General features: G+C 38.5%; 25 protein-coding genes. 4 read left to right on the plus strand and 21 right to left on the minus strand.

What is annotated here, in order from left to right:
• Window positions 1-10: 10 nt before the first annotated feature.
• Genes I6F42_RS10555 through I6F42_RS10605 form a run of 11 tightly spaced genes read right to left on the minus strand, consistent with a single transcriptional unit; the run spans window position 11 to window position 10,275 of the window.
• On the minus strand, window positions 11-538 hold the full coding sequence (locus I6F42_RS10555; protein ID WP_010553772.1) for a prepilin-type N-terminal cleavage/methylation domain-containing protein: 528 nt from the start codon (window positions 536-538) through the stop codon (window positions 11-13).
• An 18-nt stretch (window positions 539-556) separates the two neighbouring features.
• Window positions 557-1,144 (minus strand): Tfp pilus assembly protein FimT/FimU, encoded by a 588-nt coding sequence (locus I6F42_RS10560; protein ID WP_010553773.1) that lies wholly within the window; start codon window positions 1,142-1,144, stop codon window positions 557-559.
• Between the two features lies 1 nt (window position 1,145).
• The gene (locus I6F42_RS10565; RefSeq protein ID WP_010553774.1) at window positions 1,146-2,366 is read right to left on the minus strand and encodes a type II secretion system F family protein; all 1,221 of its coding nucleotides are present in this window, start codon (window positions 2,364-2,366) and stop codon (window positions 1,146-1,148) included.
• Entirely contained in the window at window positions 2,353-4,080 is a 1,728-nt protein-coding gene (locus I6F42_RS10570) for a GspE/PulE family protein (RefSeq protein WP_024589866.1), read from the minus strand. Before I6F42_RS10570 ends, I6F42_RS10565 begins: the two co-directional genes overlap by 14 nt.
• Window positions 4,077-5,219 (minus strand): tetratricopeptide repeat protein, encoded by a 1,143-nt coding sequence (locus tag I6F42_RS10575; RefSeq protein WP_197152093.1) that lies wholly within the window; start codon window positions 5,217-5,219, stop codon window positions 4,077-4,079. The genes I6F42_RS10570 and I6F42_RS10575 overlap by 4 nt, the downstream gene beginning before the upstream one ends.
• On the minus strand, window positions 5,216-6,118 hold the full coding sequence (locus I6F42_RS10580; protein WP_024607418.1) for an ExeA family protein: 903 nt from the start codon (window positions 6,116-6,118) through the stop codon (window positions 5,216-5,218). Before I6F42_RS10580 ends, I6F42_RS10575 begins: the two co-directional genes overlap by 4 nt.
• 2 nt (window positions 6,119-6,120) lie before the next feature.
• Window positions 6,121-7,779, minus strand: coding sequence for a pilus (MSHA type) biogenesis protein MshL (gene mshL / locus I6F42_RS10585; RefSeq protein WP_197152135.1), 1,659 nt, complete (start codon window positions 7,777-7,779; stop codon window positions 6,121-6,123).
• Window positions 7,763-8,086: a hypothetical protein gene (locus tag I6F42_RS10590; protein ID WP_007586318.1), complete on the minus strand. Its 324-nt coding sequence runs from the start codon at window positions 8,084-8,086 to the stop codon at window positions 7,763-7,765. The genes mshL and I6F42_RS10590 overlap by 17 nt, the downstream gene beginning before the upstream one ends.
• Entirely contained in the window at window positions 8,064-8,759 is a 696-nt protein-coding gene (locus tag I6F42_RS10595; protein ID WP_197152094.1) for an agglutinin biogenesis protein MshJ, read from the minus strand. The genes I6F42_RS10590 and I6F42_RS10595 overlap by 23 nt, the downstream gene beginning before the upstream one ends.
• Window positions 8,756-9,355: a PilN domain-containing protein gene (locus I6F42_RS10600; protein ID WP_225305713.1), complete on the minus strand. Its 600-nt coding sequence runs from the start codon at window positions 9,353-9,355 to the stop codon at window positions 8,756-8,758. Before I6F42_RS10600 ends, I6F42_RS10595 begins: the two co-directional genes overlap by 4 nt.
• A complete protein-coding gene (locus I6F42_RS10605) occupies window positions 9,352-10,275 on the minus strand; it encodes a hypothetical protein (RefSeq protein WP_007586312.1) in 924 nt (307 codons plus the stop codon). Before I6F42_RS10605 ends, I6F42_RS10600 begins: the two co-directional genes overlap by 4 nt.
• A 76-nt stretch (window positions 10,276-10,351) precedes the next feature.
• On the opposite strand from I6F42_RS10605, the gene I6F42_RS10610 reads away from it, so the two are divergent.
• Window positions 10,352-11,260, plus strand: coding sequence for a 1-aminocyclopropane-1-carboxylate deaminase/D-cysteine desulfhydrase (locus I6F42_RS10610; protein WP_197152095.1), 909 nt, complete (start codon window positions 10,352-10,354; stop codon window positions 11,258-11,260).
• Window positions 11,261-11,263: 3 nt separating this feature from the next.
• Here I6F42_RS10610 and I6F42_RS10615 read toward each other — a convergent pair whose 3' ends face one another.
• The 6 genes from I6F42_RS10615 to I6F42_RS10640 form a co-directional block, all read right to left on the minus strand.
• Window positions 11,264-13,027, minus strand: coding sequence for an EAL domain-containing protein (locus tag I6F42_RS10615; RefSeq protein ID WP_197152096.1), 1,764 nt, complete (start codon window positions 13,025-13,027; stop codon window positions 11,264-11,266).
• 80 nt (window positions 13,028-13,107) lie between these two features.
• Window positions 13,108-13,377 carry an ArsC/Spx/MgsR family protein gene (locus I6F42_RS20410; RefSeq protein WP_096058045.1) on the minus strand — a complete coding sequence of 90 codons (270 nt, stop codon included), beginning with the start codon at window positions 13,375-13,377 and terminating at the stop codon, window positions 13,108-13,110.
• A 161-nt stretch (window positions 13,378-13,538) separates the two neighbouring features.
• Window positions 13,539-14,555: an ACR3 family arsenite efflux transporter gene (gene arsB / locus I6F42_RS10625; RefSeq protein WP_010553782.1), complete on the minus strand. Its 1,017-nt coding sequence runs from the start codon at window positions 14,553-14,555 to the stop codon at window positions 13,539-13,541.
• A gap of 9 nt (window positions 14,556-14,564) precedes the next feature.
• Window positions 14,565-15,281: an arsenical resistance protein ArsH gene (gene arsH / locus I6F42_RS10630; protein ID WP_010553783.1), complete on the minus strand. Its 717-nt coding sequence runs from the start codon at window positions 15,279-15,281 to the stop codon at window positions 14,565-14,567.
• 428 nt (window positions 15,282-15,709) lie between these two features.
• Window positions 15,710-16,435, minus strand: coding sequence for a single-stranded DNA-binding protein (gene ssb / locus I6F42_RS10635; protein WP_197152097.1), 726 nt, complete (start codon window positions 16,433-16,435; stop codon window positions 15,710-15,712).
• A gap of 20 nt (window positions 16,436-16,455) precedes the next feature.
• On the minus strand, window positions 16,456-17,823 hold the full coding sequence (locus I6F42_RS10640; protein ID WP_010553785.1) for an MFS transporter: 1,368 nt from the start codon (window positions 17,821-17,823) through the stop codon (window positions 16,456-16,458).
• Window positions 17,824-17,985: 162 nt separating this feature from the next.
• Between I6F42_RS10640 and uvrA the strand changes: the two genes are divergently transcribed.
• Window positions 17,986-20,811 carry an excinuclease ABC subunit UvrA gene (gene uvrA / locus I6F42_RS10645; RefSeq protein ID WP_024589880.1) on the plus strand — a complete coding sequence of 942 codons (2,826 nt, stop codon included), beginning with the start codon at window positions 17,986-17,988 and terminating at the stop codon, window positions 20,809-20,811.
• 164 nt (window positions 20,812-20,975) lie between these two features.
• Here the strand turns inward: uvrA and trpS are convergent, their stop codons facing one another.
• Genes trpS through rpe form a run of 3 tightly spaced genes read right to left on the minus strand, consistent with a single transcriptional unit; the run spans window position 20,976 to window position 23,361 of the window.
• A complete protein-coding gene (trpS, locus tag I6F42_RS10650) occupies window positions 20,976-21,980 on the minus strand; it encodes a tryptophan--tRNA ligase (RefSeq protein WP_024589884.1) in 1,005 nt (334 codons plus the stop codon).
• A gap of 32 nt (window positions 21,981-22,012) precedes the next feature.
• Window positions 22,013-22,678 carry a phosphoglycolate phosphatase gene (locus I6F42_RS10655; protein ID WP_010553788.1) on the minus strand — a complete coding sequence of 222 codons (666 nt, stop codon included), beginning with the start codon at window positions 22,676-22,678 and terminating at the stop codon, window positions 22,013-22,015.
• Window positions 22,678-23,361, minus strand: coding sequence for a ribulose-phosphate 3-epimerase (gene rpe / locus I6F42_RS10660; RefSeq protein ID WP_165721225.1), 684 nt, complete (start codon window positions 23,359-23,361; stop codon window positions 22,678-22,680). Before rpe ends, I6F42_RS10655 begins: the two co-directional genes overlap by 1 nt.
• Window positions 23,362-23,522: 161 nt before the next feature.
• On the opposite strand from rpe, the gene I6F42_RS10665 reads away from it, so the two are divergent.
• Window positions 23,523-23,825 carry a hypothetical protein gene (locus I6F42_RS10665; protein WP_197152098.1) on the plus strand — a complete coding sequence of 101 codons (303 nt, stop codon included), beginning with the start codon at window positions 23,523-23,525 and terminating at the stop codon, window positions 23,823-23,825.
• 3 nt (window positions 23,826-23,828) lie between these two features.
• Complete coding sequence (locus I6F42_RS10670) at window positions 23,829-24,014, plus strand: DUF2970 domain-containing protein (protein ID WP_007586286.1); 186 nt, start codon at window positions 23,829-23,831, stop codon at window positions 24,012-24,014.
• Here the strand turns inward: I6F42_RS10670 and I6F42_RS10675 are convergent.
• Complete coding sequence (locus I6F42_RS10675; protein ID WP_197152101.1) at window positions 23,971-24,828, minus strand: Dam family site-specific DNA-(adenine-N6)-methyltransferase; 858 nt, start codon at window positions 24,826-24,828, stop codon at window positions 23,971-23,973. The two genes, I6F42_RS10670 and I6F42_RS10675, sit on opposite strands and share 44 nt — an antisense overlap.
• Between the last annotated feature and the right edge of the window lie 34 nt (window positions 24,829-24,862).

Here is a 24,862-nt window from a genome sequence, read left to right on the forward strand (position 1 = left end):
TTAATATTAATTAACATTCATCAGTAAAAATATTAATTGTAGGAGCCGTTACTACAACAGGCCCTGTAGTTGCAGTTGCTTGTATGTATTCAATTCTGCACTCATCATCAGCAATGTAACTATTAGGGTATATAATAACTGTTCCTGTTGTTGTCGCATCAATATTAAAGTCATCTGTGTCTGGTGCTGTAGATGGAGCAAAGCTAACATCTAAAAATGCTTCAAATGCAGCAAGTGTTGCTGCTGGGTAACCATAAACAGTAGGTACTGGTACACCAGTATCTACAGTAACTGTAGCCGTTGCCTTTTTGTGATCACTAGCAATAATAGACTTGCCGTTTACGATATTCATACCGCTGCGAATAGAGCCTTGTAAGCCTTCGAGTGTTGAAGCATTTGCATCACCTTGCAAGTTTAAAAAACGAGGGGCTGCGGTAACGGCTAAAATGCCTAAAATAACAATTACGATGATCAATTCAACAAGTGTAAAACCTGCTTGTTTATTCATTGGTAAACTTTTTAACGATTGCGTTTTCATAAATAAGCCTCTTTTTAATTACTTAGTTTTAAATATTTTTACTTTGCCTGTTTTAGCAAAGTATGAAAAACCTGTTAAACCTGATATTTCACCCGTATTGGTTGGTATACTTTTAATATCAATGGTATGAGTTAAATAATAGACGCATTGCGTACTTTCTGCATTGTACCTAACTAAAAAACTTACACTTTTTATTATCGATATTTCACTACTTAAGGTACTGCTTGGTGCATCTTGTAAAATTACATTTAATACTTGGCGGCATTTATGAGCATTTATAGACTCTGCGCGAGTATCTTTTTTTTCTGTTTCATCACCCGTTGGTGTACCTAACGATCCATCAACAGCAACTATCACTCCTCCATAATTAACGAATGTTATATTTGTCTTACTATTTGGTCTCCCTTCTAACTCCCATTGACCTCTAACCATGCCAATAGCCGATGAAAAACTACCCGCAATAGCATCTGCGCTTGCATTATGCGCTTGATTTTTAATACCTATATATTGAGGTATAGCAAAACTCAAAATTACTGCCAGTAAAATAACAACAATAACTAACTCAAATAATGAGAAACCTTTTGAGTAAGCTATTGTTGTGTTCACCTTAATTCCCTTTAATTGCCGACATCATGTTCCACATAGGCATAAAAATACCCAATGCTAAAATCAGCACCATAATGGCAACAAACACAGTTAAAATAGGTTCTATTTTTGCAGTTAAGCTTCGTAAGTCATAATCAACTTCACGCTCATAATAATCAGCTGCTTCTTGAAGTAACTCATCAACCCGACCGGTTTCTTCACCTACGGCGACCATCTGTAATACAAGCTGAGAAAACAGCTCAGAACTTTTTGAGGCTCTAAGTAAGCTATCGCCTTTTTCTATATCTTGGCGCATAGTAATAATCGCTTTTTCCATATAGCTATTATCTACGGCATGCGCTGTTAGCGATAACCCCGTGGTCATAGGTACGCCAGAGCGCAATACCATAGCTAGACTTTGGCTGTAGCGCGCAAGCAATGTGCGTTTTAAAATATCGCCAATAAATGGAATTTTTAATTTATATTGATCCCACTTGAAGCGCCCGGCATCTGTATTTAAATAACGCTTCCACGCAAATACCGCTCCAATACCCATTACCAACAATAACCACCAGTAATTAACAAAAAAGCTGCTAGTACCAATTAATATTTGAGTCATTAACGGCAATTCGGCATCGAATTTGGCAAACATGCTAGCAAAGGTAGGAATTACAAAAATATTTAAAATAACCATAGCTGCTACAAGAGCCAAAATAACAAAAGTAGGGTAGCGCATAGCTGCTTTTATTCGTTTGCGAGTTTCCTGTTCTTTTTCAAAGTAAATAGCGAGTTGATAAAATGCATCTTCTAATCGGCCAGAACCTTCACCAACCATTACCATTGACACGGTTAAGCGGCTAAATACCTCGTTATGAATTGCCATTGCACTGGATAAGTCCCGGCCTTGCTCAAGTTGCCTGGTAACTTCCATCAATACATTTTTAAATTCTTTATTTTGTGTTGTATCTGCCAATCCAATCATTGCTCGTATAATTGGAATACCCGCTTTTAGTAGCGAATACATTTGCCTAGAAAACATAATCATGTCGTCTAGCGTTATTTTTTCGACAAATAAATTATCAAAAATTTTAATATTATTTTTTGTTTCAACTAAAGAAATTGATATTGGTATAAATTGACGCTTCATTAAACTATCAGCTACGCCAGCTTGGTTACTCGCTTCTAATTGGCCTTTTACCAATACACCTTTGCTGTCTTTCGCTTTATAGCTATATAGTTGCATCAATATCCCCTACTATTTCTGGGATATATTCAGCCACTTTAAATACTTCATCTAAAGAGGTAATACCTTTCTTAGCGTAATTTAATGCCATTGCTGAGAGTGGCGAAAAGTTTGCGCTATTTTTAGCGGCTTTCGCAAAACCTTGTGTGTCGTTCACTCGTAAGGCATCCATCATTGCATCATCCATTTCGAGCAACTCAAAAATACCTACACGTCCTTTATAACCAGTGTGATTACATGCTGTGCAACCTTGCCCTTTAGAAAATTGAGCATCTGTAATCTCTTCGCCTAAATATTTTAACCAACTTATTTCTTGGCGATCTGGCAAGTACGGTACTCTACAGTCATTACATACTCGCCTTACTAATCGCTGAGCAATAATCGCTCGCAGTGAACTTGCCACTAAGTAAGCCGGTGCACCCATATCGATTAAGCGCATAGCGCTGGTAATTGCATCATTGGTATGTAACGTTGATAATACTAGGTGGCCTGTTAAAGCGGCCCTTAATCCAATATCTACGGTTTCTTGGTCACGCATTTCGCCAACCATTATAATGTCAGGATCTTGCCTTAGAGCTGTCCGTAAAATACTGGCAAAACTTAGCCCTATTTTATTATTTATTTGTACCTGGTTAATACGTCCAATACGATACTCAACCGGATCCTCTACGGTAATAATTTTACTTTCTTGTTGGTTTAACTCACTCAATGCACCATAAAGTGTGGTTGTTTTACCCGAGCCTGTTGGCCCAGTAACTAAAACCATGCCATGTGGACGTTTTATAATGCTGCGCACACGTTTTAATATGTGTGCCGGCATACCCGTTTCATCTAACGATAATAATCCTGCAGATTGATCAAGCAAACGCATTACAACTGATTCACCATGCTGAACCGGCATGGTAGATAGGCGCACATCAATACTATGGCTGCGCACTTTTATATTAAACCGGCCATCTTGAGGGAGGCGTTTTTCAGATATATCTAATCCTGACATAAGCTTTAAACGTAGCACTAGTGCCGATGCTATTTTTACTTGGTTAAGAGTGTGCTCTTGTAATATTCCATCTACACGTTGACGAATGCGAAGCAAACCTTCATCTGGCTCAATGTGAATATCAGATGCGCGAACTTGCACAGCGTCCTCAAATATTGATTGCAGTAACTTTACAACGGTTGCATCGGATGTCTCATCACCTAAAGAGTTTAAATCAAATTCTTCTACGTCTTGATATTCTTCATGGAGTTGTGCTGCAAAGTTGGTAATTTCATCTGTACGACGATATACGTTGTCAAATGCAGCCATGATTTGGCTTTCTTGTACAACAGCTAAATCTATTCGTTTAGGAGCAAGCATAGTCGCAAGTTGATCAAGCCCCCTTAAATCAGCTGGGTCGCTCATCCCGACCAAAACAGAGTCACCATTATCTTCGATTACTAGTGCTCTGTAACGACGCGCATATACCTCAGATAAAAGCTTAGACACATCGTGTGATATTTTTCGCTGTGATATATCTAAAAAAGGTACCTGTAATTGCTGCGCTAAAAAGCGTAATAACTGTGGCTCACTAATAAACTCAAGTGTAATAAGTGTCGAACCTAATTTACGGCCCGTTGCAGCTTGAACATTTAATGCTTCACTTAGTTGCGCTTCAGTGATCATGTGTTCGTGGACAAGTAAATCGCCTAAGCGCATTTTTAAACTAGGTCTCATACGGCCTCCTTTAGTGCAACTAAACGCTGTAATGCATGCTGGGTCATAGCGGTATTTAACCCACCTAAATCTAGAGCCACCTTATAAAGCTGTTTAGCATCGAGGTACTCTCCTAGTGCATCTTTTGAGGTTGCAAGTGCAAGCCACCACTTGGCTTGACTAGGCTGGAGCTGTGTAAGATGTTTAAAGCTTTCAAGTGCTTTATGGTGCTTACTCGCACTTTGCGCAGCAGTACCTTGCAGCACCCAAAAATCTAGATTCGCCTGGGATTCAAATTCATCACTTAAAAGCAGTAATACTCCTTCATACTGTTGTTGCATAATGAGTATTTTGCTTAGCATTACACGCCATTCAAGTACGTTAGGGTTTTGGCGAATACCTGATTGCAAAACCTGCTGTGCAGAATTTATATCTTGTTGTTTAAAGTAAGTTGCAGCCAGTAAATTTCGAGCCTCAACATGTAAAGGCGATTGCGCTAAAATAATGTTTAAATCACTAATAGCTTCGTTGTATAAGCCAAACTGTATTGCCTGTTTAGCTGCTGCTAATTGCTCGACCAATAAAGCCTGTGATGACTTAGTTTCTGCCGCGCTTTTGATCATAGTATTTTGTGGCTTAGTTTTAGTCACTGAAGTAATTTTTGGCTTGCTGACAATAACTTTGCTAGCCACTAACATATTATCTTTAGCTAGTGCAGGGCTTTGTTTAACCTCGGCAATTACAACCGGCTCAGCCGTTGGTTGAGAAACCTGTAATGTTGCTTCACTCAACTTGGATTCAGCTAAATCATTCAATTCTGGTTTTATTTGCTCAACTTGCACAGCCTTCTTCACAATTGCTTGCTCAACTAAAGGCTCTACAGTGCTTTTTTCATCTTGAGAATCAGATAAATTAGAGCTCAAAACCGCGACCATTTTTTGCTGTGGTAGCACAGACTCTCGTTGAGTTTCTTTTTTGTCGGCGGTCGGTAAATACAGGTATGCTAAAAAAATGACACTTAGCATAATAAGTAAAATTGCGGCTTTAAATACAATGTTTTTTACATCATATATTGGCTTTACGCTTATACCTTCTTGAATATTCACTTGTTTAGCTTCACGTTGCTCAATATTTTTAAGCATATTATTTATAACGCTCATAACCACTGCCTCCAAACCCATATGGCAGCAATAGCTAAAACACTAAACATTAACGCGCTGTAGCTCCAATATTGACCGGTTCGATATTTTGCGCAGTCTTCGGTATCTTTTATGGCAAGCTGAATATGGCGATTTGTTATTATATTTAACCCTTCACCGTAAGCTTGTAATAGTGCTTTGTGGCATAAAATATTAACTAATCTAGGAATTCCACGGCTTGCTCTGGCAATCTTAAGCCCCATACTATTATTAAATAAAGGAGGTCTATTAAATCCTGCAACTTGTAAGCGATGATTAATATAATAAACAACCTCAGCGCCAGTCATCGCCCGTAATTTATAAGAAAAACTAATACGTTGGCGCAGCTGCCTTACTTTATTGTTTGCCAGTTTTTCATCAAGTTCAGGTTGCCCAAATAACACAACTTGAATCAGCTTTTCGCTTTCTGTTTCTAAGTTTGTAAATAATCTCAGCGCCTCTAGTGTCTCCCAACTCAAGCATTGCGCCTCATCTATCAAAAGTACTACGCGCTCATTATCTTCTTGTAAGTCGAGTAAGTGATGATTTATAAGCTGCCCTAGTGCTTGTTGGTCCAATGCTTTATCTACATCCATACCCAGTTCAATTGCAATCGCCCATCTAAGCTCTTCAGGACTTAAATAAGAGTTAGGTAAATAAGCCACAATGTAATCTGGCTCAAGTTGGTTTAATAGCTTTCTACAAAGCAACGTTTTACCTGTCCCAACTTCACCGGTGACTTTAATAAACCCCTCACCCATTTCAATGGCTGTTGTTAGCACTTGCATCGCTTCGTGGTGCGGTTCAAGTGCACAAAAAAATTGTGTGTTAGGGGTTAGCGTGAAAGGCATTTCACTTAAATTAAAAAAGCTTAAATACATAGTTAGTTTTCATACCATGTTTTTAAAAGCTGACGGCTTTCACCTTGTTGTTTTTTCCAAGTATCGGGCATAACAACGGTTGGTTTGATTAAAATAATTAGTTCTTTTTTCTCTTGGCGTTTACGAATACTTTTGAATAAGTTGCCAAATATGGGGATATCACCCAGTACGGGTGTTTTTGATTCTTCATCCTGTGTTGACGTTTGCATCAAACCACCAATAACCACTATTTCGCCACTTTGAGCGCGAATAACGGTATCTGACTCTCGAATGTTGCTCTGCGCTAGAGGTAATTCAAAACGTTGATCGTCTAAAGTAATTACCTTTAGCTGCTCTTCTGTTTCAGTTACTGAAGGGTGAACATGCAAAATAACTGAGCCGTACTTGTCAATTTGCGGCGTTACATCAAGGGCAATACCAGAAAAGAACGGTGTTAAATCAATCTCAGGCGAGGTAGTTGTAGCAGTACCAGTTACCGTCGTACTTGATACATTAGTAACAAAGTATTCGTCTTGCCCTACTTTTATAACTGCTTTTTGGTTGTTTGTAGCCGTAACGCGAGGGTTAGATAACATTTGCACATCACCTTGGGTTTCTAGCAAATTAATAACCCCGTTAAAGTCACCCTTTTGAATTGTCAGCGATGACGCTCCGCCAATGGCAGCCGAAATACTATTACTAATTGTAGAACCCGCTGTTGTAGCAAACGAAATACCGCCTTCTAAACCACTGGCTATGCGCTCCCAGTTGACCCCTTGTTGGTACTCATCTTTTAAGGTTACTTCTATTATTTTTGCTTCTAAAATAACTTGGCGTTGCAGGTTTTCTTGGCTTTGACGTAAAAACTCTTTTAGCTGACTAATTTCGCTTGGTAATGCATTTACGGTTACCAAACTAGCTTGTGGGCTTGCAACAACATAGCGCCCATCGCTTGCGCCAATTAAAGACTTAAGGGCAACTTCTAATTCCTTCCAAAAATCGTTTTTATTAATTGTTTGGATTCGAGAACCATTTAAATCTAAGCTTTGATTATCGCCGCCAAATTCACTATTTTGCTGGTTACTATTACCTGAACTTGAACCACTCGAACCACTGCCACTTTGTGCAAATTGACTCACCCCACCAGCAACAACACTCACTGTAGACTGACCATGGCGTTGCATCATTAAATAATTTACAGGTATTGTTTCTGTGCGCATTTTGGCTGGTAGTACTTGTACAATTCGTCCTTCATTAACAATATCTAAAGGATACATACGCTTAATAACATTAATGACTTCATTAAACGTAACGCTTTTAAGATTTAAATTAATTGTGCCATTTACCTCAGGATGCACAGCAACACTAAAAGGGGTATCGTCTGTTAAGCCTGCAAAAAAAGCGCCTATTTCAACATCATTTGCAGCGACATCAAAACGCTTGATAGATAAATCATCACTTATTGTTTGCTCATTATTTATAGATGACAATAAGCTTTGTGTAAGTTCGCTTGGCATTTGTAAAGGCACAATTACTTTAGTCTCTGTAGGTCTTTCAGATAACTCTTGCTCTATATGATTTTTAACCTCTTTACCTGGTTTAAAGCTATGGCACGCAGTTAAAAATGTAGGTAACAATAGAAGAACAAGCCACGGATGAGATAAATTATTTTTTAATTTCATAGTCATATAATTCTAATTTTATTTGTTTATCATCATTTGCTAACACAACCTGTTTTGAGTTAATGCTTAGCACCCGAAAATCATCTACAGCATCACCAACTCGATAAATATGGCCTGAAATAATGGCCTTAAATGCTGTACTGTTTTTAATAATAGATTGCAATTTAAGTTCTGTACTTTGCTTAACTGGACTATTGTTACTCACAAACATATTTGGCTGAGTCGGATCGCGAAGTTGCGCAAGCGCACTCGGCGCAATAATGTAAAAAGCCAAAGTACAAATACTATAACGCGATAAATTTTTCATTAGCGCTCACTGTAGCAATTTGTAAAGTTAATTCAGCCTGAGGGTACTCTAGTACCTGATAACTAAACTCTTGTATTAATAACTTATCTTGATTATTTTTTAATGCGGCTAAATATTTTTGTAAGCTAAAGTAGCTACCTTGCAAAGTAACTACCATCTGATGCTCAAAAAATAATGTTTGCGTATCATGTTCACCTAGTTTTTCTACATCGATAGCCCGTGCTGGTTTTACATTAAAGCTACTCACTTTTACGTCGCTACTATCTACGAGCAAATCTTTTAAAACGGCAGGTACATTTTTAGCAGCTACAAAGCCTTGGCTAAAACTACTAAGTTGATTATTTATTTCGGCTAATTCATCTCTGGTTTGTGCAATTTGACCGCGTAAAACCTTAGTGTAGTCGTAGTTTAGTGCTTGGTTTAACATGGAGAGTTGCGCATTTATCTGCTGTAACTCTTGCAGCGTTGTATTGTGCTTTGAACGTATGTTGGCAACTTCATCTTGCTGTGGAAAAATAACGAACCAGAGACCGAGGTAAATCACTATAAACAAACCAACAAATAAGGTGGAATACTTCTCACGTTTTTGCAACGATGCAAACTGAGCTTGGTATTTGACCCATAATGGCCAACCTTTATTTTTATTATTCGGGCTACTTGTTGTTTGGCTCATGGTTTATCGCCCTCATCACTAAGGTCTGTCGCTACATTAAATTCACTCACACCTGCTTGCGTAGATAACTCTAAAACTGAAAACTCTTTATCAATAAAAAATGGCGACTGTTTTAAATTATCAAACCAAATTGGTAAGAATTTTGATTGCGATGTTTGACCTTGAAGCGTCACACTCTGCCCTACAAACTTAATGTGGGTCAGCCAAATATTAGGTTCATGATACTTCGCTAAATCGTGCATTACCTGTGCGTAGTCGGTTGCAGACTGATCTGAACTTTGCTCTAAATAGCTAAATATTTGCTGCTTGTGTAAAACCTCTTGCTGAAGTGTTTTTAGCTCATTAATAAAGAGTGTTTTATTTTGTTTCTCTGCTAACTGTTGTTTTACAACTTCTAACTGAGCTTTTCCTTGTTTGAGGTATTGCCTATTTTGTTCTAAATCAAGCTCACTAGAATATGTTTTATAACTGTAAAAAGCCCACGTGATTGCAATAATTAATAGCGCACCTAACCACAACGTAATCATTCCCGATAAAGGGACTGGGTCTCGCCGTACGCGTAAGGTTTTTTGATAAAAGTTAATCCGGGTTTTCATAGCACAGACTCAGGATCTGTTAATTGATAGGCTGCCCCAAGCGCATAATAAAAATTTGGCTCTAATTGCTGCGCTAATTCTAAGTTAGGCTCAAAATCTACAACTTTTACTTGTAAAAACTCTGCAAGCCCGGCTCTAAGAGTTAATGAAGATAAATCATCGCACTGTAACTGAATGCTGCGAATTGGTGGTTGCTTGAGCTGGCTTTCAAAAAAGTCCATAGAACGCTGAATTTCTAATCCTAACGCTTCTACCAATTCTTGATTTTGATCTTTATCAGAAATACCTAAAAAACCATTTAATCGCCTAGCTAATACTAATTGCCCATCACGAATAATTAAGATTCGAGGTTCATGATTAGCATGTTGCACAATCAGCATATGCGCCTCTTTGTATGAGCCAAACAAGGTAACTAAAACCATTTCTTCAGAGGTCATTGCACGCAAAACAGGTTTAGTTTGTTCAAAACTGTCTATAAACGGAAGTAGTTGCAGCTTATTCGTAATAAACACATTCATTTTGCTGCTTTGCATCGGTAATGTTATTGGATAATCGATAAAATCAGCCACAATATTTTCAGAAGCTATATCAACTAAGTCTTTTGTAGTCCAAGGGAGTGACTGAATAATTTCTTCATCACTAAGGTTTGGTTTATCCATTTGCACTATTTGATAAAAGTAGTGCGGTATGACTAAATTAACTGCACAAATATCAGTAGAAACCTCATTTGTACAAGCAACAATTGCAGCGGTATAATCGGTTTGCTCAGACACATTTACACTGTGAGAACTGTGAACCATCCATTGGTCGCGTTGTTTTTTTAAACATACTGCGTTAACAGTATCTGCGTAAGTTGCAACACCAATAGCTGTATTTGGATCTAAACTACGATTTAACCATGAAAACAGCTTTTCTTTCATATAGCTACTATTGTTAATTATGTATGAAATAAGTGTCGTACATTTTAACTACTTTGCCAAATTGAAAACCAACAAAATGCATGAAACATTCAAAATAGATGAAAATAACTATATTCAACAAATAGATAGCTCGTTTCTAAAAAAGAGAAATATTTATTTAGGTATAAAACGTGATGATTTGCTCCATCCGCTAATAAGTGGCAATAAATGGCGTAAATTAAAATATAATTTAGCGTACATGCAAAAGATAAATAAAACAGAACTTCTGACTTTTGGTGGTGCGTTTTCAAACCATATTCACGCCTGTGCAGCTGCCGGAAAAGAATTTAATATAAAAACTCGCGCGATTATTCGCGGACCTGAACTGGATAACAACAACCCAACAATCCAATTTGCAAAACATTGTGGTATGAACCTACATGTAGTTAATCGTATAGAGTATCGAAAACGCCACGACACCGATTACCTTAATGCTCTGCAAGAGCGCTTTCCAAATGCTTATATTATTCCTGAAGGTGGTACAAACGAGCACGCCTTATTAGGATGTAAAGAGTTAGTACAAAGCTTACCTGAGCATAACTACTTAGTGTGCCCTACCGGTAGTGGTGGCACGCTTGCTGGATTAATAGAAGGCAGTGCTTCAACAACACAAGTGATTGGTGTAGCAGTATTAAAACAAGCTAATTATTTAAATGAAGAAATAAAAAAGCTGAGCGCTAAAGCCAATAATCAAACTAACTGGCAGTTACTCACCGAGTTTCATGGTGGTGGCTATGGTAAGTTTTCTCCTGAGTTATGGCAGTTTTGCCAAGATATGAGTCACACTTATAGTCTGCCACTTGAGCCTATTTATAGCGGAAAAATGATGTATGCATTGTGGCAGCTTATTGAGCAAGATTATTTCCCATCTGGGAGTAAAATAATTGCTGTTCATACTGGTGGGCTTCAGGGTTTAGATGGGCTCAAATATAGAGGGTTAATCTAAATGCTAATGAAATACTGTTTTAGTAAATTCTTGCAAAGGCTCTGAAAAATAAAACCCTTGCGCGCCCACTATCCCTAGTTTTTCGAGCATAAATAGCTCTTTTTGTGTTTCTACGCCAACAGCATAAACTGGTAAATTTAGTAGTTTAGCTGCCTCTACTATCTTTTTAATTTGTATTTGATTGTGATTTTTCTCATGGACTAAGCGAACAAGTTCATACGATAGTTTAAGAGCGCATACTTCATTGTGATTGATCAAAGCCGTAATTTTCTCACTATTTTGTACATTATCGATAATTACTTGAGAGCGATTTTTTTTGATTATATTTAATGCATTCGTTATTTTTTTTCTTTGTGTAAAAAAATCTTCTTCACGTATCTCAAATTGTAACTTGGCGTTGAATTTTAATTGTGTCAGTTGGCCGGACAACCAATGCCAAAATTCATCATTAAACCAGCTATTGGGATGCAAATTTACACTTACGGTTAAAGCCGATGACTCACTTTGTATTAATCTTTTAACTTTGTTTATCACTGCCTTATCTAATATTAAGGTATCTTGATCACTATAAATTTGATTAATAAAATATCGAGCGGCAAGCAAACCATGTTTGCTGTGGCGAACTCTAATTAGGACTTCGTGCTGTAAAATATCACCACTTGAGAGTTCAAATAATGGCTGAAAAAACAATATGAATTTATTCTTTTCAATATTTTCGATTACTTGTTCACTAGATAGCGCTCTTTCTTGACTATGATGCAGTGGTAAACGATGGCAATGCTGCAGTAAACTACTTTGCGACAATGTAAGTGCTGACCTTGCAAATTGATTTACCATTATTTCGTCTGCACCTAATTTATAATCGCATGCGCCTATTTTAATATTTTTACGAGTAATACCTTTTTGATTATTTTGACATAATACAAATACACACTTATGTAATCGTGCAACGTAGCAATCTAATTCAGTAACAGGGACGCCTCGCAAAGTAATCGCTAGGTAATTAGAGTCAACGACGTTTACCGATCGCCCTCTAAGTTCAGAAAATGTTTTAGCCACTAATACGTTAAAGCTCGCTTGTATATCTATATTTTGATCAAAGTTACAACTGCAGCTAACAAGTAAAAATAAGTGATGGGTTGCTGGGTTCACTCCATATAAAGAGCTCAGTTCGCAGTTTTTCACTTGCTTAATAAACATTGTTTTTTGCTGCTTTTGTTTAGCCTTTTTGGTGGAGACAGTTGGTGTGTTTATAGTTTCTCGACTTATTTTAAGTAAGCTCCACCAGCGAAAAGACCAACCTGCAGTCCCTATAATAATTAAGTTTAGCAATAAAAATAAGTAACTTTGCATCACCCAGGCCGGATAATGATACAAGCTCAAACTGAGTGTTTTATAGCTAAATACTTCGCGCTCAACACTCACTAAATGCATAAAGTGTGAAGAGGAAGGCTGCGCTTCAAGCATAAACCCTTCACTTTTAGCCAACGCGAGCAACACCTCGTTATTTATCAAAGGTGCTAAATTTAATTCATGTACTTGTTTGACCAATTGCTGCCCTGACGCATGTATCTTTTGATGTAATGCATCGTTTAATAAAAAATTAAAACTCAGAAGTACACACGCTATAAAAGTGAAATAAATCCCTTTGAATTGCTTTAAAAACCAGAGTTTGCTTTGTTGCATGGCGTACTCACTCGTTAAATTATTAACTAAAGTGTTGTTCAAGATCTGCATAAGTACAAGGCTCAAACTAAGTTTAAACATTTATAAGGAGTTCTTAAAAAAAAGCCTCGCATAAACGAGACCTTATAAAGCGATAGGTTTAATTTGCAATGTGTATAGAGTCAATACTTCTGCTTTATCGTGCTCTGGCAGTATTGCTTGGCCATCTGCTTGGAAAACTCGTCCACTGCCTCCCTTTCTAATGAGTTCAAACCTGTTTTACTAGGGCAACAAAGCCCTATACCCTTTACAGTACAAAAAATCGGCCTATCAACTAATATCAAATACTCAAGCATAGTCTCTAAAATCGTATCTTCCGTTATGTCCTCCTTTAGTAAAGCAAGCTCTCTAGCTGGAAATTTTGTTACGCGAAGCGTAGCTTTAACTGCAATACCTACGTCTGAAAGTAGCGCCTATAATTGTAATTTTGTTCAACCCTCTTTGAGACACTCTATTACACAGGCCCATAGCCCGAGGCTTTAATAGTGCTTAATACATTACGGGAAGTCCTACTATCTGGGTTATTATGTATAACAATTACTGCTAGCTCTTCTTACTTAAACCAATGGCGCGTTCTATTTGCGAACCAAACTAAGCTCAGCATCACAGGTACTTCAACTAACACACCGACTACGGTTGCAAGTGCAGCTCCTGAGTGTAATCCAAACAATGAAATAGCAACGGCAACCGCTAATTCAAAAAAGTTCGATGTTGCGATCATGCACGCTGGCGCAGCTATGTTGTGCTCAAGTTTCATTTTTTTTGCAGTAAAATAGGCAATAGCAAAAATACCGTAAGTTTGAATAAGCAGCGGAATAGCTATAAGTACAATCGCTTCAGGTTTAGCTAAAATAGTTTGTGACTGAAAACCAAATAACAAAGTAACGGTCGCTAACAAGCCCACGATAGAATACGGCTTCATAATGCCTAAAAACCGATTGAGACGAGAATGATCCCCAGTGTTATCTAGTTTTTTACGCGTCAACGCACCTAAAATTAACGGTACAAGTACATATAACACCACCGATAAAAATAGCGTATCCCATGGAATTGTTATATCGGTTACACCCAGTAATAAACCAGCGATAGGTGCAAACGCAAAAATCATAATTATATCGTTAATAGATACCTGTACTAGCGTATAATTAGCATCGCCTTTAGTAAGTTCGCTCCATACAAACACCATTGCAGTACATGGAGCTACACCGAGTAAAATCATACCTGCAATATATTCAGTTGCCGTTTTTGGATCGACCCAGTCTGCAAATATGCCCTTAAAAAATAGCCAACCTAACAGCGCCATAGTAAATGGTTTGATAAGCCAATTAAGTACAACCGTCAATAACAATCCTTTTGGCTTTTTACCAACGTCTTTAATAGATGAAAAATCGATTTTCACCATCATTGGGTAAATCATTAACCAAATAAGTACAGCGATAACCAGGTTAACGTGAGCATACTCCAAACCTGCAACAACGTTAAAAAACTCGGGCACTACTGAGCCACTAGCAACACCAGCAGCAATAGCCAATGCTACCCAAACCGATAAATATCGTTCAAACAACCCCATTACATCCTCCTAAATAGAACGTTGATTGACTCGCTCACTAAGCTTATCAGCCGATTCAACACGTTCTGAGTAGCGATCTACAAAGTAATCTTTTTGATCCCGCAGTAATAAAGTAAACTTCATCAACTCCTCCATAACATCAACAATCCGATTATAAAGTGGAGAGGGTTTCATACGCCCATTTTCTTCAAATTCCAAATGAGCCTGTGGCACCGACGACTGATTAGGTATTGTTACCATACGCATCCAACGCCCTAGTACTCGCAGTTGATTCACCACATTGAATGATTGTGAGCCACCACAAACTTGCAGCACAGCTAATGTTTTACCTTGCGTTGGCCTTACACCACCTAAACTAAGAGGTATCCAGTCAATTTGGTTTTTGAATATACTCGTCATTGCGCCGTGACGTTCTGGCGAGCACCATACTTGCCCTTCTGACCAAAGCATTAAATCTCGAAGCTCTTGTACTTTAGGGTGTGATTCATCTTCGCTATCGGTTTGAGGTAAACCTTCAGGGTTGAAAATTTTAACCTCTGCACCAAAATGTGTTAATAAACGCGCACTTTCCTCTACTACCAATTTGCTATAAGAGCGCGCTCTTAATGAGCCATATAACAATAAAATTTTAGGTTTATGCTCAGAAAAGCTGACGTTAAAATTTGTAGTGTGTGGAACAAAACTGTGTGCTTTATTTGTATTTGGTAACCCATTAACTTCTAACATTTATAACTCAACCTTTGTTGAAATGAATATATGAAAAATCGAATATATGAAAAATCGAATATATGAAATTTCACATATAAATTATTAGGAGTCAAATTCTATTTTATAAATTTTTCTTTTAAGTTAAAAAAACTAGGCTCGAGCCAATAGGAAATATTACGGTAGGTATTTGATATAGGTAATCATTAAATCACTTTAATGACTCAAGTATTTATTTAAATAGTGGATTATAGTTTTACGTAGATTTTGCGTTTAATAAGCTTTGCAAGATGGGTATTCATGCCAATAGATAAATTAAAAAATGAAAATTATTACTTCTACTATTTCATTGTACGTTTTAGTGCGCACAAAAAACCCAGCAATTACGCTGGGTTTGTAAGTTGCTTCTTTATAAAAGCATTTAACTTAACACTTTAAAAGTTCCAGAACTAAAACGGGATATCGTCGTCAAAATCAATGGTTGGTTCCATTGGGTTTGATGCGCCGCCTTGTGGAGCATTTTGTGGTTTAGGAGCGAAACCACCTTGCTGCTGCGGTGCACTATTTTGTTGTGGTGCAAAGCCGCCTTGCGGTTGTTGGTATTGATTATTTTGTTGTGGCGCAGGCGCTGACTGAGATTGCGCTGCAGGTGCTGCTTGCTGTTGTGGAGCGTAACCACCTTGTTGCTGGTTATTTTGGCCTTGATTATTTTGACCGTAACCGCCGCTTTGTTGAGCACTTTGCGCTTGATTACCTTGGTAACCACCACCTTGTTGTCCACCTTGCGGCTGATTACCTTGGTAACCACCACTTTGCTGATCGCCACCACGTGCGCCCAACATTTGCATTTGACCAGTAAAGCCATCTACAACTATTTCTGTAGTGTATTTTTCTTGGCCTTGTTGATCGGTCCACTTACGTGTTTGAAGCTTACCTTCAACATAAATTTGTGAACCTTTACGACAATATTCACCAACAATTTCAGCTAATTTGCCAAAGAACACAACACGATGCCACTCAGTTTTATCAACCATTTGGCCAGTGTTTTTATCTTTATAGCTATCCGAAGTTGCTAAGGTAATATTTGCTACACCATTGCCGTTAGGCATATAACGAACTTCAGGATCTTGCCCTAAATTACCAACCAAAATTACTTTGTTCACACCGCGTGCCATGGAACCATCTCCTATAAATGTTAGATTAAACCAGCTACTTTACGTGCTTGGTCTAGGTCAAATTCTTTATCATTAATCTTTAAATAGCTGCGACTTTCATCGCGAACCACAGTTGCTTCTATTACGCCTGGTAAAGCAACTAACTGAGAAGCAAGTGTTTGAGCATGCTCTTCAGAATCTAATTTGGTCATTAAACTAATAACTTTACTTTTGGGTGGGACTTGCATTTTCCACGCAATAATAAGCCATATTAACCCAACAAGTGCCGCTGCCGCAAACACAGCTTGCGTCGTTGTAGTTTGTGCTACATAACCACCTAACATACCGCCTAAAAAGGCGCCTAAAAACTGACTAGATGAGTAGCCACCCATTGCCGAACCTTTTTGGCTTGCAGGTGCTATTCGCGATACAAGCGCAGGCATAGTCGCTTCTAAAAAGTTAAACGCCACAAAATAAAGCAGCATACACACAGCAATGCCTACTACGCTATTAACCCATACCGACATTGCTAGCATACTAATAGTTAACAAGGCTACTGAGCCAATAAATGCTTGTTTTTCTTTCTCTTTTTTAATGGCTACAATCATTATTGGTACCATTAATAAAAATGCTAAAAATAGCACTGGAATATACAAATACCAGTGATGGTCGGCAACTAAGCCATCTTTAATTAATTGACTCGGCAGTACGACAAATATTGTGGTTAGCGTTAAGTGTAATAGCAATACACCTGCATTTAATCGTGCTAACTGAGGGTGCTTAATTAGTTTTTTAATGTCGCTAAAGCTTGCTAATGTATCGCCTTTGGGCGCTTTATTTACCGCATTTGGCACTAGCATAGTCACTATAAATATACCAAAAACAGCTAAAATAGCAGTCAACCAAAATACACCCGCAATACCCCACGAAGCTGCAACAATTGGCCCAAGTAGCATAGCAAAGGCAAAGCTCATTCCTATGCTCATACCAATAACGGCCATTACCTTTGGTCGTTGCTCATCGCGGCTTAAATCTGAAGCAAACGCGAGTAGCGCACTGGCTATTGCGCCCATACCTTGTAGAGCGCGGCCTACGGTAACCATTTGAATAGAGTCAGCTAATGCAGCAACTACAGAGCCAATAGCAAATACGACTAAGCCACCAACAATAACCTTTTTACGACCAATCTTATCGGATAATCGACCCATAGGTATTTGCAATACGGCTTGCGTTAAACCATACGCACCAATGGCAAAACCAATCCAAATAGGCGAAAAACCTTCAAGCGATTGTCCATAAATAGCCAATACAGGCATCAGCATAAACAAGCCGAGCATTCTAAATGCAAACACACTCGCCAGCGATACTGCGGCGCGTTTTTCTCGTGAATTAAGTGAAGATGCGGTCATTATCTGCGTGATCTTACTCTATGAAAAATTGAGGTTGGGATTCTACCATAAGCTTGGCAATAATTAATCGCCTATAAGTAAGGATTTTTCATTGATCAAGGATTAATATTGCTTCGTATTATGCGATACTGAGTAAATAATTTTGGTAATAAACGAGATAGCATGGAAAACATTGAAGTCCGAGGCGCCCGTACGCATAATTTAAAAGACATCAGCCTAACCATCCCACGTGATAAATTAATAGTTATTACTGGTCTATCTGGTTCGGGGAAGTCATCACTTGCATTTGATACACTTTATGCAGAAGGACAACGCCGGTATGTTGAATCACTTTCTGCGTATGCAAGACAATTTTTATCGCTTATGGAAAAGCCTGATGTAGATCACATCGAAGGCCTCTCTCCTGCAATTTCTATTGAGCAAAAATCAACGTCTCATAATCCACGATCAACTGTGGGTACTATTACCGAAATTTACGATTATTTACGACTTATGTTTGCCCGCGTTGGCGAACCACGATGCCCTACACATGATTTACCACTTGCTGCGCAAACCGTTAGTCAAATGGTAGATACTGTTTTGGCACTGCCTGAGGGCAGTAAGTTAATGCTGCTTGCGCCAATAGTAAAAGAGCGTAAAGGTGAGCATGTTAAGTTATTAGAGCAGCTATCAAGCCAAGGTTATATTCGCGCCCGTATAGACGGTGAAGTATGTGACTTGTCTGATCCACCAACACTTGAGCTTCATAAAAAACATACAATAGAAGTTGTTGTAGACAGATTTAAAGTAAAAGATGGCTTACAACAACGCTTAGCAGAGTCATTTGAAACCGCGCTTGAAATGTCTAATGGCGTTGCACATGTAGCATACATGGATGATAGCAGCGCTGAAGAAATTCTATTCTCAGCAAACTTTGCCTGCCCTACTTGTGGCTATGCAATGACTGAGCTAGAACCGCGTTTGTTTTCGTTTAATAACCCTGCTGGTGCGTGCCAAACCTGTGATGGTTTAGGTATACGTCAATATTTTGATCCTAATCGCGTAGTGCATAACCCAGAGTTAAGTCTTGCTGGCGGTGCAATTAAAGGCTGGGATAAACGCAGCTTTTATTACTATCAAATGCTACAAGCTGTTGCTGAGCATTATAGTTTTGATTTAGATGTGCCTTATCAAGATTTAGACAGCGACTCGAAAAAAATTATTTTAGATGGCTCTGGTAGCACTAAAATTGCGTTTAATTACCGTAACGACCGTGGCGATTTAATTACGCGCAATCATGAGTTTGAAGGCGTGTTAAACAACATGAATCGCCGCTACCGCGAAACTGAGTCAAACTCAGTACGCGAAGAGCTTGCTAAATACCAAACAAGCCAAGCATGTCCTAGCTGTAATGGCTCGCGTTTACGCGAAGAATCTCGAAATGTATTTATTGGAAAAACCAACTTACCTGCAATCACGTGCATGAGTATTGGTGAAGCTATGGAGTTTTTTGAAGGGTTAACGCTAACCGGACAAAAAGGCCAAATAGCTGAAAAAATACTAAAAGAAATTCGCGACCGTTTATCGTTTTTAATTAACGTTGGCCTAAATTACTTATCACTTGAGCGCAGCGCCGACACACTATCAGGTGGTGAAGCTCAGCGTATTCGCTTAGCGAGCCAAATTGGTGCAGGCCTTGTAGGTGTAATGTACGTACTAGATGAGCCATCTATTGGGCTGCATCAACGCGATAACGACCGTTTATTACAAACATTGGTACATTTACGCGACTTAGGTAACACCGTTATTGTGGTAGAGCACGATGAAGATGCTATTCGTGCCGCTGACCATATTATTGATATTGGCCCAGGCGCGGGTGTTCATGGTGGGCATATTATTGCTCAAGGAACACGCGACGATATTTTAGCAAGCAAAGAGTCTGTTACGGGCCAGTTTTTATCAGGCGTACGTAGAATAGAAATACCAAAAGAACGTCACCCAACAAACGACAAATGGCTAGAGCTATTTGGCGCAACAGGTAATAATCTTAAAAATGTGGATTTAAAAATCCCATTTGGTTTAATGACCTGTGTGACAGGTGTATCGGGCTCGGGTAAATCAACGTTAATAAACGACACTTTGTTTAAACTTGCTCATACAGAGCTAAATGGCGCAACAACTGCCGAAGCGGCACCATATAAATCAATTAGTGGTTTAGATCATTTTGATAAAGTGATCGATATTGATCAAAGTCCGATTGGTCGTACTCCGCGTTCAAACCCGGCAACCTACACAGGTATATTTACCGGCATTCGTGAGTTATTTGCAGGTACACAAGAAGCGCGCTCACGTGGCTACAAAGTAGGTCGCTTTAGCTTTAACGTTAAAGGCGGACGCTGTGAAGCGTGCCAAGGTGATGGCTTAATTAAAGTTGAAATGCACTTTTTACCTGATGTGTATGTACCGTGTGATGTATGTAAGAGTAAACGCTATAACCGCGAAACCCTCGAAGTACAATACAAAGGTAAAAACATACACCAAGTGCTTGAGATGACTGTTGAAGACGCTCATGATTACTTTGATAAAATACCGGCTATTGCGCGTAAGCTTAAAACGCTGATGGACGTTGGTTTGTCGTACGTGCGTTTAGGTCAAGCCGCTACTACTCTCTCTGGTGGTGAGGCGCAACGTGTAAAATTAGCACGCGAGCTATCAAAGCGTGATACTGGTAAAACGCTCTACATATTAGATGAGCCAACAACAGGCTTACACTTTGCTGATATTGAACAGCTGCTTGTTGTACTTCATCGTCTGCGCGATCACGGCAATACAATTGTTGTTATTGAGCACAACCTCGATGTAATTAAAACAGCAGATTGGGTTATCGATTTAGGACCTGAAGGCGGAGCTGGCGGTGGTGAAATACTCATTGCAGGCACGCCAGAAGAAGTAGCCGAATGTGAGCGTTCACATACTGGGCATTACTTAAAACCTCTATTAAATAAATAGAGGTTTTGCTTACCCACCATAAGGAAAGTCGGTATTAAGTACTTTAGAGTTATAAAGTGGCGGGCAAATAAGCTTCTATATAAAATATAACTCAATTAATCAGTATTATATAAAAAATGCCGCTTAGTAAAGCGGCATTTTTTGTTTTTAAATTTATATATAATTTAACCGCGAGGTATAAAACCAAGCGCATCGTATACCGATTTCAATGTTTTCTCAGCACGTACACTTGCTTTTTCAGCACCTGATTTCATTATGCTATTAAGTAGGTTTTGATCTTCTCTGATCTCTTTAAAACGTGCTTGTATTGGCTCAATCATGTTTACAACTGCATCTGCTGTATCTTTCTTTAAATGGCCATACATTTTATCTTCATACTCAGGAACTAGGTCTTCTATTGAGCGCTTAGTTGCAACACTCAATAAAGTAAGCAAGTTTGATACGCCAGGCTTTTCTGTGCGATCAAAATAAATACGTGCTTGTTCATCTGAATCTGTTACTGCTTTTTTAAGCTTTTTCACAATTTGTTTAGGCTCATCTAATAACATGATGTAACCATTTGGGTTTTCGTCAGACTTAGACATCTTTTTAAGTGGGTCTTGCAAGCTCATTACGCGTGCACCAAACTCAGGAATGTACGGCTCTGGTAATTTAAATACGTCGCCGTATAAATTATTAAAGCGTGTTGCTATATCGCGAGTCAGCTCTAAGTGTTGCTTTTGATCTTCACCGACGGGTACTTGATCAGCTTGATATAATAAAATATCTGCAGCTTGCAATACCGGATACGAAAATAAGCCCACGTTTACGTTATTTGCATGCTTAGATGACTTGTCTTTAAACTGAGTCATTCGATTAAGCTCACCCATTTGCGCGTAACAATTTAATACCCACGCTAACTGTGCGTGCTCAGGTACTTGTGATTGTACAAATAACGCAGATTTTTCAGGATCAATGCCACATGCTGCGTAAAGAGCAATACCATCCAACACTCGAGAGCGCAGTAATTCAGGCTCTTGGCGAACCGTAATAGCGTGTAAGTCTACTAACATAAAGAAACTTTCGTGGTCTTCCTGTAACTTTAGCCACTGGTTAATAGCGCCAACATAGTTGCCTATTGTCATACCACCGGTTGGCTGAATGCCGCTTAAAACTACTGGTTTACTCATGATTTTCCTTTATTTTGCTTAATTAATAATATTTAACGCTGCGTTAGAACAGGTATTATATCTAAGAAGTTATCGCATAGGTACTGCGGATTATAATCCTCAAGATTTTCACCTTGGTTATAACCGTAACTAAGTGCAATCACGTCTATATTAGCGGCTTTAGCTGCAAGTATATCGCTTTTAGAATCCCCTATCATTATTGCTTTATTAGGCTCCGCATTTAGTTTTTTGCAGGCAAACAGCAATGGCTCTGGCGATGGTTTTTTTGCCATGTCGTCACCACATACAATCACATCAAAATGACTCGTTAGTGCCAGTTTGTCGAGTAATTTTTCTGTAAATATTCGAGACTTATTAGTGATTAATGCTTTAGGCATACCACGAAGTGCTGCAAGCCCGGTTTCTACATGTTGGTACAGCACACTATACTCACCAACTTGTTGTTCATAGTGCTTGTAAAACTGTAATATTGCTTTGCTACTAAGTGACTCATCTAGATGTTCACTCACTTGCATATCGCCACTCAAAGCGCGTTTAACGAGGACTTCAACCCCATTACCGACCCAGCTTTCAACCAAGCGTTGACTAACAATAGGGAAAGCAAGACCACTCAAGGTTAAATTAATAGCAATATACAAGTCGTAAACGCTATCAACCAAGGTACCATCTAAATCAAATAAGGCGACATCGTACTTCATTACTTAACACTTCCAAGCTGTTTACGCATTTGATCAATCACAACCTTGTAATCTGGTTGATTAAAAATAGCTGAGCCTGCAACAAACATATCAGCACCCGCTTGTGCTGCTGCTGCAATGTTATCGACTTTAATCCCACCATCAACCTCTAAGCGAATATCTCGGCCTGACTCAATAATACGCTGTTTAGCTTGGCGTAATTTTTCAAGCGTATGAGGGATAAAGCTTTGCCCGCCAAAACCAGGGTTAACCGACATAAGTAAAATGGTATCTAGCTTATCAATAACATGATCTAAATAACTTAAGCTTGTAGCAGGGTTAAACACTAAGCCTGCTTTACAGCCGTGATCTTTTATTAACTGTATTGTACGATCGACGTGCTCACTGGCTTCTGGATGAAAAGTAATAATTGATGCGCCAGCCTCTGCAAACAATGGAATAAGGCTATCTACAGGCTTAACCATTAAATGTACGTCGATAGGTGCTGTAATGCCGTAATCTCTTAGTGCTTTACACACCATAGGACCAATTGTGAGATTAGGTACATAGTGATTATCCATTACATCAAAGTGAACCACGTCAGCGCCCGCTTCGAGTACTTTATCAACATCTTCGCCTAGTTTTGCAAAATCAGCAGACAAAATAGAAGGGGCTATTAAATATTTTTGCTCTGGGTTAAACATGATTAACTCCATCAATAAATAGTGTATTGCGTTAATGTAACTTAATTGAAGATGTTACCCAAGTAATATGGCGTAATAGCCCCTATTTCAGGTAACTTTAAGTTTGATATTTAATCAATATTTGCTATGATTAAAAAAGTAACAAATTATTGGATTTCATCATGCGTGCTTTTAAAACTGGGATATTAATTGCGTCGGCATTACTGCTTATCGGGGCGTTTAGCTTTGGTTCAAGCTCTGAGCAAGAATTAAGCTCAGTGGGTAATTGTCATAATACACAAGTGATAAGTGCTCAAAACACATTAACTACAATCACGTGTATTAAAGCCGAAGAAGAGTCATCGTGGTTTTCGTGGTTAACTGGCGATAGCCGTAGTGCTCAGTTTCATTACCTCGATTTACTAGAGCTACTTACTAGCTCTGATGATTCTAAAAACACTCCATCTTTAAAACCTTTATTTTAAATAATGCTGCAATTTTTTAGTGCGTTGCAAAGTGTGCTAGCAGCATTTTTTGGTGTTCAATCTGAAAATAAACGCCAAGTCGATTTTAAACAACACTCTCCTGTCTCTATCATCCTAATTGCGGTTGTACTATTTATTGCTTTTGTTATCGCAATTTACGCTGTGGTTGCTTGGGTGCTAAATACATAGCCATCAACTCGTCAACTTTATTTCTAGAGCCACCTTTGGGGCTAATAGTGCGCTTTACTTGAATTTGGTCAAGTGATGCTTGGCTATAAATTTTTCGAGTCCATACGGTATCGTGATTAGAGATAAGCACTGGTGTATCATTTTCAAAGGCAGCCTTCTCAGCCAGATTAGCCAAATTAGCCTGATCATCTAAATTAAACCCCCCTTTAGCGTAAGACGTAAAAGAAGCGGTTTTACTTAATGGTACATAAGGTGGGTCGCAATAAATAACTGCATTGTTAGGCACTAACTTAAAAACGTCATCGTAATCTAAACAGGTAAAGGTTGCTTTTTGTGCTTTTTCAGCAAAAAAATACATTTCTTTTTCAGGAAAGTAAGGCTTTTTATATTTACCAAAAGGCACATTAAAAATACCTTTTAAATTATACCTACAGAGTCCGTTGTAACCATGGCGGTTCATGTATAAAAACAATATTGAACGTTCATATACATCACGACTTTGATTAAACTGCACACGATATTCGTAATAAGCATCTGCGTGATTATTCAAATCTACAAATAACTTTTTAGCGTCACTAATCAGCTCATCTGGAGAGCTTTTTAGCTCTTTGTATAAGTTAATTAAGTCTGCATTTATATCGTTGAGAATATAGTGTTTAAAGTCACTATTTAAAAACACAGAGCCTGCACCAACAAAAGGTTCAATCAACGTATCAGCATGCTTGCTAGCTTGGTTTAATCGCGCATTAATATTTTCAACTAGGCTGTATTTTCCGCCGGCCCATTTAAGGAAGGCTCTACTCTTTTGCTGCATTGGCTCTTTACTTCAATCTGGTGTTGCGCGATTT

The organism is Pseudoalteromonas sp. SWYJZ12 (assembly GCF_015864395.1).
Lineage (GTDB): Bacteria > Pseudomonadota > Gammaproteobacteria > Enterobacterales > Alteromonadaceae > Pseudoalteromonas > Pseudoalteromonas arctica.

Coding starts and splice junctions, on each gene's coding strand:
- I6F42_RS10555 (WP_010553772.1), bottom strand. CDS start 538: ATGAAAACGCAATCGTTAAAAAGTTTACCAATGAATAAACAAGCAGGT.
- I6F42_RS10565 (WP_010553774.1), bottom strand. CDS start 2,366: ATGCAACTATATAGCTATAAAGCGAAAGACAGCAAAGGTGTATTGGTA.
- I6F42_RS10570 (WP_024589866.1), bottom strand. CDS start 4,080: ATGAGACCTAGTTTAAAAATGCGCTTAGGCGATTTACTTGTCCACGAA.
- I6F42_RS10575 (WP_197152093.1), bottom strand. CDS start 5,219: ATGAGCGTTATAAATAATATGCTTAAAAATATTGAGCAACGTGAAGCT.
- I6F42_RS10580 (WP_024607418.1), bottom strand. CDS start 6,118: ATGTATTTAAGCTTTTTTAATTTAAGTGAAATGCCTTTCACGCTAACC.
- mshL (WP_197152135.1), bottom strand. CDS start 7,779: ATGAAATTAAAAAATAATTTATCTCATCCGTGGCTTGTTCTTCTATTG.
- I6F42_RS10590 (WP_007586318.1), bottom strand. CDS start 8,086: ATGAAAAATTTATCGCGTTATAGTATTTGTACTTTGGCTTTTTACATT.
- I6F42_RS10595 (WP_197152094.1), bottom strand. CDS start 8,759: ATGAGCCAAACAACAAGTAGCCCGAATAATAAAAATAAAGGTTGGCCA.
- I6F42_RS10600 (WP_225305713.1), bottom strand. CDS start 9,355: ATGAAAACCCGGATTAACTTTTATCAAAAAACCTTACGCGTACGGCGA.
- I6F42_RS10605 (WP_007586312.1), bottom strand. CDS start 10,275: ATGAAAGAAAAGCTGTTTTCATGGTTAAATCGTAGTTTAGATCCAAAT.
- I6F42_RS10610 (WP_197152095.1), top strand. CDS start 10,352: ATGCATGAAACATTCAAAATAGATGAAAATAACTATATTCAACAAATA.
- I6F42_RS10615 (WP_197152096.1), bottom strand. CDS start 13,027: ATGTTTAAACTTAGTTTGAGCCTTGTACTTATGCAGATCTTGAACAAC.
- arsB (WP_010553782.1), bottom strand. CDS start 14,555: ATGGGGTTGTTTGAACGATATTTATCGGTTTGGGTAGCATTGGCTATT.
- arsH (WP_010553783.1), bottom strand. CDS start 15,281: ATGTTAGAAGTTAATGGGTTACCAAATACAAATAAAGCACACAGTTTT.
- ssb (WP_197152097.1), bottom strand. CDS start 16,435: ATGGCACGCGGTGTGAACAAAGTAATTTTGGTTGGTAATTTAGGGCAA.
- I6F42_RS10640 (WP_010553785.1), bottom strand. CDS start 17,823: ATGACCGCATCTTCACTTAATTCACGAGAAAAACGCGCCGCAGTATCG.
- uvrA (WP_024589880.1), top strand. CDS start 17,986: ATGGAAAACATTGAAGTCCGAGGCGCCCGTACGCATAATTTAAAAGAC.
- trpS (WP_024589884.1), bottom strand. CDS start 21,980: ATGAGTAAACCAGTAGTTTTAAGCGGCATTCAGCCAACCGGTGGTATG.
- I6F42_RS10655 (WP_010553788.1), bottom strand. CDS start 22,678: ATGAAGTACGATGTCGCCTTATTTGATTTAGATGGTACCTTGGTTGAT.
- rpe (WP_165721225.1), bottom strand. CDS start 23,361: ATGTTTAACCCAGAGCAAAAATATTTAATAGCCCCTTCTATTTTGTCT.
- I6F42_RS10665 (WP_197152098.1), top strand. CDS start 23,523: ATGCGTGCTTTTAAAACTGGGATATTAATTGCGTCGGCATTACTGCTT.
- I6F42_RS10670 (WP_007586286.1), top strand. CDS start 23,829: ATGCTGCAATTTTTTAGTGCGTTGCAAAGTGTGCTAGCAGCATTTTTT.
- I6F42_RS10675 (WP_197152101.1), bottom strand. CDS start 24,828: ATGCAGCAAAAGAGTAGAGCCTTCCTTAAATGGGCCGGCGGAAAATAC.